At 71.4% G+C, this 11,704-nt stretch carries 15 protein-coding genes; 6 read left to right on the top strand and 9 right to left on the bottom strand.

Annotation, left to right across the window (positions count from 1 at the left end; genetic code table 11):
- Window positions 1–571, top strand: a 571-nt coding sequence (locus tag ACQKIP_RS26845; protein WP_427744314.1) for a tetratricopeptide repeat protein, incomplete at its 5' end; no start/stop codon positions are given.
- Here the strand turns inward: ACQKIP_RS26845 and ACQKIP_RS26840 are convergent.
- From ACQKIP_RS26840 to ACQKIP_RS26830, 3 genes are all read right to left on the bottom strand, one after another.
- The gene (locus ACQKIP_RS26840) at window positions 560–2,326 is read right to left on the bottom strand and encodes an HEXXH motif domain-containing protein (RefSeq protein WP_365854144.1); all 1,767 of its coding nucleotides are present in this window, start codon (window positions 2,324–2,326) and stop codon (window positions 560–562) included. The genes ACQKIP_RS26845 and ACQKIP_RS26840 overlap by 12 nt on opposite strands.
- 29 nt (window positions 2,327–2,355) lie before the next feature.
- Window positions 2,356–2,529 (bottom strand): hypothetical protein, encoded by a 174-nt coding sequence (locus tag ACQKIP_RS26835; RefSeq protein WP_361379559.1) that lies wholly within the window; start codon window positions 2,527–2,529, stop codon window positions 2,356–2,358.
- Between the two features lie 270 nt (window positions 2,530–2,799).
- On the bottom strand, window positions 2,800–3,387 hold the full coding sequence (locus tag ACQKIP_RS26830) for a TetR family transcriptional regulator (protein ID WP_365854146.1): 588 nt from the start codon (window positions 3,385–3,387) through the stop codon (window positions 2,800–2,802).
- A 120-nt stretch (window positions 3,388–3,507) separates the two neighbouring features.
- On the opposite strand from ACQKIP_RS26830, the gene ACQKIP_RS26825 reads away from it, so the two are divergent.
- From ACQKIP_RS26825 to ACQKIP_RS26815, 3 genes are all read left to right on the top strand, one after another.
- Window positions 3,508–4,545, top strand: a complete 1,038-nt coding sequence (locus ACQKIP_RS26825) for an NAD(P)-dependent alcohol dehydrogenase (RefSeq protein ID WP_365854148.1) — start codon at window positions 3,508–3,510, stop codon at window positions 4,543–4,545.
- Window positions 4,546–4,696: 151 nt separating this feature from the next.
- Complete coding sequence (locus ACQKIP_RS26820; RefSeq protein WP_365854151.1) at window positions 4,697–4,966, top strand: MarR family winged helix-turn-helix transcriptional regulator; 270 nt, start codon at window positions 4,697–4,699, stop codon at window positions 4,964–4,966.
- A gap of 81 nt (window positions 4,967–5,047) precedes the next feature.
- Window positions 5,048–6,055, top strand: coding sequence for a lytic polysaccharide monooxygenase auxiliary activity family 9 protein (locus ACQKIP_RS26815; RefSeq protein ID WP_365854153.1), 1,008 nt, complete (start codon window positions 5,048–5,050; stop codon window positions 6,053–6,055).
- Window positions 6,056–6,140: 85 nt separating this feature from the next.
- On the opposite strand, the gene ACQKIP_RS26810 is transcribed toward ACQKIP_RS26815, so the two are convergent.
- Window positions 6,141–6,362 carry a hypothetical protein gene (locus ACQKIP_RS26810; protein ID WP_365854155.1) on the bottom strand — a complete coding sequence of 74 codons (222 nt, stop codon included), beginning with the start codon at window positions 6,360–6,362 and terminating at the stop codon, window positions 6,141–6,143.
- A 261-nt stretch (window positions 6,363–6,623) separates the two neighbouring features.
- Here ACQKIP_RS26810 and ACQKIP_RS26805 point away from each other — a divergent pair, with 261 nt between their 5' ends.
- The gene (locus ACQKIP_RS26805; protein WP_365854157.1) at window positions 6,624–7,535 is read left to right on the top strand and encodes a calcium-binding protein; all 912 of its coding nucleotides are present in this window, start codon (window positions 6,624–6,626) and stop codon (window positions 7,533–7,535) included.
- A gap of 71 nt (window positions 7,536–7,606) precedes the next feature.
- On the opposite strand, the gene ACQKIP_RS26800 is transcribed toward ACQKIP_RS26805, so the two are convergent.
- The 4 genes from ACQKIP_RS26800 to ACQKIP_RS26785 form a co-directional block, all read right to left on the bottom strand.
- Window positions 7,607–8,170: a dihydrofolate reductase family protein gene (locus tag ACQKIP_RS26800; RefSeq protein WP_365854717.1), complete on the bottom strand. Its 564-nt coding sequence runs from the start codon at window positions 8,168–8,170 to the stop codon at window positions 7,607–7,609.
- A 53-nt stretch (window positions 8,171–8,223) separates the two neighbouring features.
- Complete coding sequence (locus ACQKIP_RS26795; protein WP_365854158.1) at window positions 8,224–9,102, bottom strand: metalloregulator ArsR/SmtB family transcription factor; 879 nt, start codon at window positions 9,100–9,102, stop codon at window positions 8,224–8,226.
- Between the two features lie 144 nt (window positions 9,103–9,246).
- Window positions 9,247–9,792 (bottom strand): TetR/AcrR family transcriptional regulator, encoded by a 546-nt coding sequence (locus tag ACQKIP_RS26790; RefSeq protein WP_365854159.1) that lies wholly within the window; start codon window positions 9,790–9,792, stop codon window positions 9,247–9,249.
- 10 nt (window positions 9,793–9,802) lie between these two features.
- Complete coding sequence (locus tag ACQKIP_RS26785) at window positions 9,803–10,384, bottom strand: sugar O-acetyltransferase (RefSeq protein WP_365854161.1); 582 nt, start codon at window positions 10,382–10,384, stop codon at window positions 9,803–9,805.
- Between the two features lie 126 nt (window positions 10,385–10,510).
- On the opposite strand from ACQKIP_RS26785, the gene ACQKIP_RS26780 reads away from it, so the two are divergent.
- Window positions 10,511–11,032 carry a hypothetical protein gene (locus ACQKIP_RS26780; RefSeq protein ID WP_365854163.1) on the top strand — a complete coding sequence of 174 codons (522 nt, stop codon included), beginning with the start codon at window positions 10,511–10,513 and terminating at the stop codon, window positions 11,030–11,032.
- Between the two features lie 53 nt (window positions 11,033–11,085).
- On the opposite strand, the gene ACQKIP_RS26775 is transcribed toward ACQKIP_RS26780, so the two are convergent.
- The coding region (locus ACQKIP_RS26775; protein WP_427744308.1) for a GOLPH3/VPS74 family protein at window positions 11,086–11,704 on the bottom strand (619 nt) is incomplete at its 5' end.

Here is an 11,704-nt window from a genome sequence, read left to right as displayed (position 1 = left end):
CCCGGACACGATCGCCGCGTCGCTCAGCCTGTCCGTGGACCTGCGCCACGACGGGCAGCTGGAGCGGGCCAGGGAACTGGCCGATGCCTGCTGCCGCCGCTACCGGCGCATCTTCGGGGCGCAGCACCCGCACACCGTCTCGGCGGAGGCCAACCTCGCCATCACCCTGCGCCTGGACGGGCGTGTGCGGGAGGCGTACGAGGTGGACCGGCGCGCGCACGAAGCCCTGGCCCAGAAGCTGGGCGAGCGGCACCCGCTGACCCTGGTCGTGGCGACCAACCTGGCCAGCGATCTGGCGGCACTCGAACAGCACGAGGAGGCGCTGGAGCTGGGCACGGCGACGCTGGCCCGGTGCATCGACGTCCTGGGTCCTGTGCACCCCTCCACGCTCAGCACGGCCGCGAACCGGGCGCTCGACCTCGGCGCGGTGGGGCAGCGCGAGGAGGGCGAGGAGCTGCTGACCACGGTGCTCGAGGAGCTGCGCAGGCAGCTGGGCGCCGCGCATCCCGCGACCACGAATCTGGCCGCGCGGACCCGGGCCAACTGCTACATCGACCCGCTACCGCTCTGAGCGGAAGGCCGACGCGAGGCGCACCGGATCGGTGCCGCTGCCGCCCAGTTCGGCGTGGACCGCCATCACGAACTCGGGCCGGGTCAGCAGGACCTCTGCCGCCGGATGGTGCTCGGCCCGCAGGGCGAGGCCGAGGCCGACCCATGCCTCGGGTCCCCCCTCCTCGCGGACGCGGGCCTCGAACCGCTGCCGGGCCAGGGCCGCGTCGCCGGTGACGAGCGCGATGTCTTCGGGGCGGGCGCCTTCGACCACCGCACCCGGATCGGGACCCAGCGCGTGCAGGGCATCGGGGTCGGCGAGCTGGCGGCGCAGCAGGACGGCGCGGGTGTCCAGTCCGCGGCGCGGGCGGCCGGGCACGATGACGTCGGCGCCGTCGGCGCCCTGCGGCAGTTCCAGCGGGCGGTTTTCCGCATACGCCCGGGCGGCGCGGGCGACCTGGCGCGCATCGGCACTGACGTGGTGGGCCCGCCAGGACGCGGCGTGGTCGGCGGCGGCCTGCCGGGCCGCGTCCAGGGCCCGCGGGTCGACCGGCTCGTCCTGCCAGGCGGTCAGGCGTGCGGTCAGCGCGTCGGTCAACTCCCTTCCCAGGTCGGTGAGTCGCTCCGCGTCCCGGATGCCGCGCAGGGCCCGCAGGGTCTGTGCGCGCCACAGGGCGAACTCGAAGGCGCCCAGCGGTGTCTGCCGCCGCCGGTAGAAGCGGGTGACGCCGAAGAAGGCGTACACCCCTTGCAGGAGGCCGCCGAGCGGGCGCGGGTCATCACGCCAGGGCGCGTAGAAGCGCTCGGTGCCGCCGTCGCGGTAGAGGGTGAACAGGTGCATGAAGGCGCCGAGTTTGTTGTGCTGGAACTCGTGCACCAGGGTGGCCGCGAACTGTTCCGCGTCGTCGGGTTCCGAGGCGACCACGGCGCCGAACGCGTCGCCCGATGAGGCGCTGTGCGGGCGGTAGAGCTCCGCGCGCGGCCGGGGCACCACCGAACTCAGGCCCGTGGCCGCGGCCCGTGCCGTCTTCGGGTCCTCGTGGGCGAGCAGGCGCCAGGCCTCCTCGAAGAGCGCGGCATAGCGCTCGGCCGTGTCCAGGGGCTGCGGCGGCTGGGGGTCGCGGAGCCCACGGAAGGGGTCGAGGTCGTCCAGGACGACGGTGCAGCCTTCGCCGTTCAACTCCCGCAGGGGGAACCAGCCCGGCCCGTCCCGCCGCACCCCGCCGACCAGCACCGTGCCGGCCCGTGCGGACACCTCGGCACTGCCCCACCGGCCCTCGGCGCCCGGCACTCTGGCCCCGCCCAGCATCGGCAGCACGACCCATCCGTCCCGTACCGGAACCGTGGTACGGAAGTCCGCCCCGGCCAGCACCGCGGCGGACGCCGCCACCGCATGCAACTGGCCCAGCTCCACCCACAGGGGGGATTGACCCGGCACGCTGCCGCGCACGCGGCGCAGGGCGTACGCGGCCCAGGTGCCGACGGCGGGATAGAGCAACAGGCGCTCCACCGGCCCGGGGGCACTCTCCCAGGCACGGTTGAGCAGCTGCCACCCGTCGTCGAGGGCGGGAAGCGGCGCGGCGGGGATGCCGTCGGCGGCATCGATGAGCGCGCGCAGGAGGAGCAGGCGCCAGCTGCGCTCGGCGGCGCGCAGCGAGTTCACCGCGTTGGGGCCGCAGCTGCCGGACAGCAGTTCGCGGTAGGGCTCGAGCGCCACGCGGTGGGGTTGCACCTGCTGTGCGTCGTGCGGTTGCGGCCGTCGTGCGTCGACATCCATGCCAGCTCCAGGGTCCTGCCGCGGGTGCGCTACTCGTCGCGCTGCGGGTTGTAGCCCCCCATGCTGCTGGCCGGATCGTCGATACGGCTCAACAACCGCTGCATCGACGCCTCGACGAGTGCGGCATCAAGGGTGCGCGCGTCGGCCGGGCTGACCGCTCCGAGGTCGACCAGCTCTGATTCGACAGCATTCTGCTCAGTCACACCGCACTCACATCTACGAATAGGCGGCGATGCTGCCGCAAGCGGACTCGATGGGGCCCTACGGGAACTCGACAGTCCCGGGCGGACTGACGGGTCACGATAGCGCGGCACAATGGCAGATTTCGACTGGGTTTGATGACGCCGCGACCGCTTTCAGGCACCTGCCGCAGCAGGCCTCCCGGCCCGTCTCCCCGGACCGCGCCCGATGCGCCATTCGGACGTGAGGTCGGCGGGTGAACGGCGTTCGGCCGGGGCCGCGGGGCGGGTGGCCTAGTCGGCCGCCATGGCGCGCCGGACACTCTCGTGGAGCAGGGTGCGGCGCTGTTCGTGCAGTTCCGCGGGCTCTTCCGCGGTCGCGGCATAGACATTGCTGACCGGCGACCAGGCCATGGACATGGCGATGACCATGGCCATCACGTCGAACGGGTCGCCGCCGCGCACCCGGCCCCCGGCCTGCGCCTCGGCGATCGCGCGCAGCTTGTGGTCGTCGAGGCGGTCGGGGTCGTCGACAAGGTGGCCGGCCGGGCGCCGCTCCAGGCGCGCCCAGGTGGCCAGGCGGATGAGGTCGGGGCGGCGGAGGTACTCGTCGTAGAGCCGCACCGCCCAGTCCGCCAGGTCCGCGGCGTCGATCGGGACGACGTTCACGATCCGCTCCAGCGAACCGAAGAAGATGGCATCGAAGAGCCCCTCCTTGTTCCCGAAGTAGCCGTAGAGCTGGGCCTTGTTGGTGCGCGCGGCGGACACGATCCGCTCGATGCGCGCCCCGGCGATCCCGTACTCGGCGAACTCCTTGGTCGCCACATCGAGAATGCGCTGGTAGGTCGCGGCTCCGCGCGCGGTCAGGGGCTGGTCGGGCATGCCCGCGAGCCTACCAAACAGAACAGTTGGTTTGCCTAACGGCCGCCGACCGCCCTACTCTCCGAATAGACCGAACAGTCTGTCTAAGAAGACTGTCCGAGAATGCCCGAGGAGAACCCCTTGAGGACCACCATGAGCTGGCAGGCCGACGGCCCGGCGGCGACCCTGCGCAGGATGCCGCTGAAGCGCCGCGACCTGCGCCCCGACGACATCGCGGTCCGCGTGGACTACTGCGGGGTCTGCCACACGGACCTGCACGCCGTGGAGGCCCACGCGGGCGGCCCGCCCCTCGTGCCGGGGCATGAATTCACCGGCATGGTGACCGAGACGGGGCCGGAGGTCACGGGCTTCGCCGCCGGGGACGCGGTGGCGGTGGGCAACATCGTCGACTCGTGCGGCACGTGCGCCATGTGCCGGGCCGGCCAGGAGAACTTCTGCCGCGAGTTCCCGACGCTGACGTACGGCGGCACCGACCGCCACGACGGATCGACCACCCAGGGCGGCTACGCCCGCGAGTACGTCGTGCGCTCACGCTTCGCCTACCCCCTTCCCCCCGGCCTGGATCCGGCCGCCGCCGCTCCCCTGCTCTGCGCCGGGGTCACCGTCTGGGAACCACTGCGGGCCCTCGGCGTCGGGCCGGGATCCCGGGTCGCCGTGGCGGGCCTGGGCGGCCTGGGGCACCTGGCCGTCAAGATCGCCGTGGCGCTCGGCGCCGGGACCGCGGTGATCAGCCGGACCCCGGAGAAGACCGACGACGCCCTGCGCCTGGGCGCCCACGAGGTGATCATCTCCGGCGACCCGGAGCAGATGGCCGCCGCCCGCGACCGCTTCGACGTCGTCATCGACACCATCTCCGCCCCGCACGACCTCGGCCCCTACCTGCGCCTGGTCGCGATGGACGGCACGCTCAGCCACCTCGGGCACCTCGGACCCATCACCGTGGAGACCACCGACCTGCTCATCGGGCGCAAGAAGCTGAGTTCCGCGGGCAGCGGCGGCACCCCCGCGACCGCCGCCATGCTGGCCTTCTGCGCCGAGCACGACATCACCGCGGACATCGAACTACTCCCCTCCTCCCGCGTGAACGAGGCAATGGCCCGCCTCCGCCGCAACGACGTCCGCTACCGCTTCGTCCTTGACTTGTCCGACCTGGACTGAGGATCCGGCCCGGGCCGGGGAGGAGGAACGGAACGCGCTCCCCGCGTCCGGCCCGAGCACGCCGAGTACGCCCGTCCACGAGCATCACGCCTTCGCCATGCGTCGTTCCGGTTCGGCATCGGGCTGCGGCATCAGCCCGTGCAGGGCGGTGATGACCTGGCGGCCGGCCGGGGTGATGGGCGTCGCGCCCAGCCTGGTCGTGGCGCTCGCCGACCACCTGCAGAAGCTCGGCGCCGTCGAGCGGGTGAGGGACCCGGCCGACCGCCGGCGCCAGATCCTGACGCTCACCGAACACGGCCGGGAACTGCTCGGGGTCTGTGCGGAACTGGCGCGGTCCGCCGACGCCGAATTCGCCGCGGACCTGACCGAGGCGGAGAGCGCCGTACTCACCGCGCTGCTGGACCGGCTGACTGGCCGCTAGCGAACGCGGCAACCTTTCGGGGCCCGGCGGCAACCACGAGGTGAGCCGCTCATCGGACAACTCCCCGAAGGAGACGTTCCCATGACCATCCCCCGCTCCCCCGCGCTCACCCGGGTGCGCTCCCGCTTACGCGCCTCGACGCGCACCAGACGCCTGGCCTGCATCGCCGGTGCCACGGGCATCGCAGCCGCGGCCGTGCTTGCCGTGCCCGGCACGGCTGCCGCACACGGCGTGGCCATGGTGCCCGGGTCGCGCACCTACCTCTGCTACAAGGACCTGCTCGCCAACTCCTCCACCCAGATGCCGACCAACCCCGCCTGCAAGGCCGCCGTACAGGCGGCGAGCACCACGCCGCTGTACAACTGGTTCGCGGTGCTGGACTCCAACGCGGGCGGCCGCGGCGAGGGCTACGTCGAGGACGGCAAGCTGTGCAGCGCGGGCGACCGCAGCCCCTACAACTTCGCCCCGTACAACGCCGCCCGCACCGACTGGCCGGTCACCCATCTCACCGCCGGTGCCGACATCGAGGTGAACTACAGCAACTGGGCGCACCATCCCGGCACGTTCAAGGTGTACGTGACCAAGGAAGGCTTCGACCCCGAGCAGCCGCTGGGCTGGTCGGACCTGGTGAACATCCAGACCATCCAGAACCCGCCGCAGAACGGCGGTCCCGGCAGCGAGGCGGGCCACTACTACTGGGACCTGCAACTGCCTCAGCGCACCGGTCGGCACATCCTCTTCGTCCAGTGGATCCGCTCCGACAGCCAGGAGAACTTCTTCTCCTGCTCGGACGTGGTCTTCGACGGAGGCAACGGCGAGGTCACCGGCCTGACCGGCGGCAAACAGTCCGCCGCCGCGGTGAACGCCCTCGGCGCGGACAAGGAGAACACCAAGGCGGACGCGGTACACGAAGGCCACCGGTCACACGCGGCCGACGCCACCCCCGCCATGCAGAACACCGTCTCGAACTCCCCCGCGGACTCCTCCGGCGCCGCCCTCATCGGCGCCCTCGCGGGCGCCGGCGCCGTGATCCTGGCCGGCGGCACAGTCCTGCGCCTGCGCCACCGCAGGGCAACCACTGATCAGTAGGCATCGCCGACAGCCGATACAGGCACGGAAGGGCCGCGTGCACGCCGTGCGGCCCTTCCCGTTCCGCGTCCCGGCCGACGTGCGGTCATGGGGCCTGCCCGGGCCCGTGGGCGCGGACGTGCCCGGCGGCTCGCAGCAGCGACCGGGCGACCTTCTCCGCGTCGTCGGCGGACAGGACGATCTCCTGGGTCCAGAGGACCGACAACCGAACGGTGCCGGTCAGGGAATTGGTCGCGACGTCGACCTCGACGCCGTTGCCCGTCACGTCCTCGACGTGCAACTCCAGATCGCTGCTAAATGCGCTCATCGCCTGAGTATGCCGTACGAGTTGCGCCCCGATACCGATCGCGGACCACCGCCCGACCGGCATGAATTTCTGCCCAACCGCACCTTAAGAAGGGTGGGCATGATGCGGATGGCCCGTCAAACAGCCCTGTCCAGAGGGCATTTGAGATGAGCGATACATGAATCCGCGAAAGCGGCACCCGCACAACGGATTACAACCAACCGATAACTCCGGAGGTCACCGTGGTTGCAAGTACCACGTACGTCTCATGGAGGTTTTGCAATGCCCTCTCGACTCGTCAACCGCCGGATATTCCGTGCCGCGTCGGCGGTGACGCTGGCCCTCGGTACGGCGCTGGCCGCTCCCGTCTTCCTGGCGGGCACCGCGGCGGCCGCGGCGCCGGAGGCGACCGCCGCGTTCAGTCCGAGTGATCACGCGATCCTCTACACGGCCGCGTCGGGCCAGGCCAACAAGGTGACCGTCGCCGCGTCGAAATCCGATGGTTCCCAAGAGATCACCTACGTGATCGACGACGCCGTTGCGGTCCGTGCGGGCGATGGCTGCTCGTACCCCGACAGCGCGGACCGCACCAAGGTCTCCTGCACGGTCGCCACCCTGGAGACCCAGGACCCGTACGCCACCCTGAAGTTGGTCCTCGGGGACGGCGACGACAGCTTCGCCTACGACAACACCACCGACCAGACCTACTACTTCGCCTCGGCGGGCCTGGGCGACGGCAAGGACACCGCGACGCACTCGGGCGGCGTCGACGGCAACTCCGTCAGCGGAGGCGCGGGCGACGACAATCTCAGCGTGGGCGAGTACGGGGTCGTGCTCGGCGGCGTCGGCAAGGACACCCTCCGCGCCGCCGGGGGCAGCATCGCGCAGGGCGGCGACGACAACGACACGATCTACTCGCAAGGCGACGAGAGCGCGGTCGACGGTGGCGCGGGCAACGACGTGATCCAGGGCGGCGCCGAGAGGCAGAACCTCTCCGGCGGCGACGGCAACGACACGATCCGCGGCGCGGCAGGCGACGACTTCCTGTACGGCGGCAAGGGCAACGACACCCTGTACGGCAATGACGGCAACGACACGATCTACGGAAACAGCGGCGACGACAAGCTGTACGGCGGCGCTGGCGCGGACACCCTCTCCGGCGGGCCCGGCACGAACGTCGTCCACCAGGACTGACGGACACGGGATGACGCCCTCGGGGATACCGCGCGATCAGCCGTGCGGTCCTCCCGGGGGCGTCGGTCTGCTCAGTGCAGCCGGTCGTAGACGAGAGCCAGCGTGCCGTGCTCGCCCGCGCTCTGGCTGACGAGCGCCCACTTCCCCGCGGGCAGTCCGTCGTCGAACAGGCGCGGTCCGCCGCCGAGGAAGAGCGGGAAGACCGTCAGCGCCAGCCGGTCGACCTGGTCGGCCGCAAGCAGTGCCTTGATGACGCTCGCGCTGGAGAGCACGAGGATGTCCTCGCCGTCCGTCGCCTTCAGGTCTTCGACCGCCTCGGCCGCCGGCTTGTCGACGATCGTCGTCCGCTCCCACGGCGCCTTGTCCAGGGTGGAGGAAAGAACCACCTTGTCGGTCTCCACGAGCCACTTCGCGAAGGCCTCGTCGCGCGGGTCCGCGCCCTCCATGCCGATGACGGTGGGCCAGAAGCCGAGGAAGCCCTCGGCGTTGACCCGGCCGAGCACGGCCGTCGTCGCGGGCTCCCAGAGGCTGGTCAAGTGGTCGCGCGCGATGTCGCTGTGGGCGTACGGCATCACCCAGCTCATGTCCTGCGGGCTGTCGGGCGCGGCGTAGCGGCCGTCGAGGGAGAGGCTCATGTTGGTGACTACCCGGCGTCCCCGGCGACCCGCGGTCTGCTGCTTCTGCTCGGTCACTTCGCGCTCCTTGTGCGGCTTGGGTGGTCTGTGTCGTGGTCTGTGTCGTGCGCGTCCGTGGCGATGGCCGCCGCGAGCTTGTCGAGGCTCTGGCCGAAGCCGATCTCGATGCCTGCGATGAAGTCCGCTGAGTCGACGGTGCTGTCGGCGATCCGCCAGTGGGCGTCGAGTTGCGTGCCCTGCCCGCTGCCGTCGGCGGGCTTCAGGCCCAGGTCGACGTGGGCGGTGAATGCGATGCCGCCGTCGGGAAGCTGCGGGGAGAGCCGGTAGGCGAGGCGCTCGCCGGGGCGTACGAGGTCGACGATTCCCGCCGCGCGTCCGGCGACCGCGTCGGAGCCGTCGGCGTCCTCGGCATCGCGGTACTCGTGGACGATGCGTCCGCCCGCTCGCGCCTCGAAGACGAGCTCGGAGACCCGGAGGTCGTCGGGCGTCCACCAGCGGGCGAGCAGCCGGGCATCGGTCAGATGGCGCCAGATCAACTCGGGGTGCCCCGCCAGCAACCGCTGGAACCTGAACGAGCGGCCGTCGGCCCAGCCCGGCTCCTGCGCGGCGAGCCGTTCCGCGTGCAGGCTGACGCCGTAGCTGTCGTACGTCGCGCGCGGGCCGCCGTCCTGGTCGGCGGTGTCGGCGAACTCCTGGAGCGCGGCGGCCAGGTCCCGCAGCGCGGCGGACCGGAGTGCGTAGACGCGGCGCTGGCCGGTCCGCCTGGAGGTGACGACACCGGCGCGTTCGAGGATCTGGAGGTGCTTGGTGGTCTGCGGCTGGCGCGCATCGGCCAGTTGCGCGAGGACCCCCACCGACCGGGGCCGCTCGGCGAGCAGGCTGACGAGCCGCCAGCGTGCCGGGTCGGCCAGTGCGGAGAGGAGTGCGTCCATGAGCCGAGTATTCGCCACAGAGAATATTCGCGTCAAGGAATATGTCAGCCCGGATTCAGCGCAACGCACCTGCGCCGGAGGGGATTTGCCCCTGCGGGCGCGCGTCGTCAGGGCCGCGCGCCCGCAGGCTGCCGGGGGCCGCTGCTAGGCGGCGGTGGTGATGCGCTTGACCGCTTGGCTCGTCAGTTCACGGCCGTGCGGTTCGACGTCGAGCGCGCGATGCAGGGTGAGTCCCTCGATGAGCGCGTCGAGTTGGCGGGCGGTGTCCGGCTCGAAGTGCTGTTCCAGCAGGTCGCGGCTGCGGCGCATCCATGCCCGGGTCAGCTCCCGGTACTCCGGGCGCCGGGCGGCGAGGGTGTAGAGCTCCTGGGTGAGGATCAGGTCGCGCTGCGGCCCTTCGGAGAGCGTGTGGATGAGGGTGGTGACGGCCTCGCGGGCCTGTTCGGGGCCCTCGACGCCGCCCAGGTGGCGTTCGAAGACCGCCACGATGTGGCCCGCGAAGAGGGCGAAGGCCTCGCGGAGCAGGTCGTCGATGCCGGTGAAGTGGTACGTCATCGAGCCGAGCGGCACGGCGGCACGCGTGGCGATCTTGCGGTGGGATACGCCGGCGACGCCCTCCTCGGCGATGTGGTCGAGGGTGGCGGCGAGGATGCGCTCGCGCCGCTGCGGATCCGTGCGTCCGGTGGCCATCGCGGGCGGCCTAGAGGCTGCGCACCGGACGGGCGGGATTCCCGACGGCCACGACATCGGCAGGCACGTCCCTGGTGACCACCGCCCCGGCGCCGATGACGCTGTTGTCGCCGATGGTCACTCCGGGGCACACGATGACACCGCCGCCCAGCCAGACGTTGTCCCCGATGGTGATGGGGAGCGCGGCCTCCAGCTTGTCGCGCCGGGGCTGCGGCTCCACGGGGTGCGTGGGGGTGAGGAGTTGGACGTTCGGGCCGATCTGGCAGTCCTCGCCGATGGTGATCCGGGCGACGTCCAGCGCGGTGAGCTGGTAGTTGACGAAGGTGCGGGCTCCGATGCTGATGTTGGTGCCGTAGTCGACGTACAAGGGCGGCCGCACCTCCGCGCCCTCGCCCAGCGATCCGAGCAGTTCGGCGAGGACCGACCGGGCCTTGCCGGGATCCTCCAGGCACTCGGCCTGGTAGCGGGCGGCGAGCCGCACGGCGCGCTGCTGCCTGCGGGCGATCTCCGGGTCGTCGGCGATGTAGAGGTCACCCGCGAGCATGCGCTCCAGGTTGGTGCGCGGGTCGTCGGCAAAGTAGTCGGTCGGCATGCGTACGATCGTACACTCCAGAAGGTACGAACGTCCGCTCAGCAGCAACACCCCGCTCATGGGCCGGTGTTGGCGGGGTACTCGGTAGCGAAAGCGGTATCCGTCGAATCGGAGGAGGTACGTGCCGTGCGCGCCTTCAAGCGCTGGCTCGATCGCAGTCTGACCGCTCAGGCGGTCCTCATCTGCCTGCTGGGCACCGGCATCACCGCACTGTTCCGCCGGAACGAGCATCCGGTCGTCTGGGTGATCCAGGGTGTGCTCTACGCCGCCATCGCCATCGCCTTCGTGGCCGTGCAGCGCCGCAAGGCCGGCCGTGCCGCCGGCACCGACGCGCGCGGAGTCGCCGAGCTCAACCGCAAGATCAGGCACCGCGAGGTGCCCAAGGACCCCGACGAGCGGGCCAGCATGCGACGCCTCGTCACCGCGCACTTGGGGCAGATGGAGCGGGGCCGCCGGTTGCTTCCCTTCTGGCTGGGCGCCATGGGCCTGGTCGCAGCGGGCATGCTCGTCCTCGGAGCGGCCACCGGCTCGCTGATCTTTCCGCTGGTCTTCGGGGGCGGTCTGATCGCGTTCTGCTGCTGGGCCCTGTGGATGCGCCGCCGCTCCCTCGACCGCTGCCGCTACATGCGCGCCTCATTGCAGAGCTGAAGCCGGCGCAGGCCGACAGCGGGCGGTCCCGCCCGTCGCCGTGCCGGCGGCGCTCAGTTGCCCCAGCCTCCCCCCACGGCCCTGCTCGACAGGTAGGAGTCGCGCAGCGCCTTGCGCAGGCCGGGCACGAGCTTGTCGTAGTGCGCGGCGAGCGCCTTGAGTGCCTGCTTGTGCTCGCGGCGCTCCTTGCCGGTGAACACGCTGGTCACCTCGACTTCGTTCGCGAACACGGCCATGGTCAGTTCGTCCGTCGGGATCGTCGAGGGATCGGCGCCGCCGAGCACGGCGTCACGCACGCGCTCCTGCAAGGCCAGCACCTGCTGCGGATCGTTGACGGAGACCCGGTCCACGCCGACCAGGCCGAGGCGCTTCTCGTGCTGGACGGTGACGGCTCCCGTCGCGGCGAGCTGTGCGCGGACGGGCTTCTCCGCGGTGTGCGCCTTGTTGTGCACGAACTGGAGCCAGCGCTTCGGCTTCTCTTCGGGCAGGTCACCCCACACCTCTGCGAGGAAGGGCTCACCGGGCGGCCCGCCGGGCAGCCGGACGACCTTGCCTCCCTCGGCTGCGAGCAGCCCGTCGAGCGTCAGCCGGGTCAGCGCCGCGGCCCGCAGCAACTGGCCGCGGCCCTGGAGGTTGGTCAGCTCGAACTTTCCTTTGTCCACGGTGTAGCAG

Source organism: Streptomyces sp. NPDC059900 (genome assembly GCF_050270335.1).
Classification (GTDB): domain Bacteria; phylum Actinomycetota; class Actinomycetes; order Streptomycetales; family Streptomycetaceae; genus Streptomyces.
Note: the sequence above shows the minus strand (reverse complement) of the source record. Positions and strands in the feature narration are given on the sequence as shown.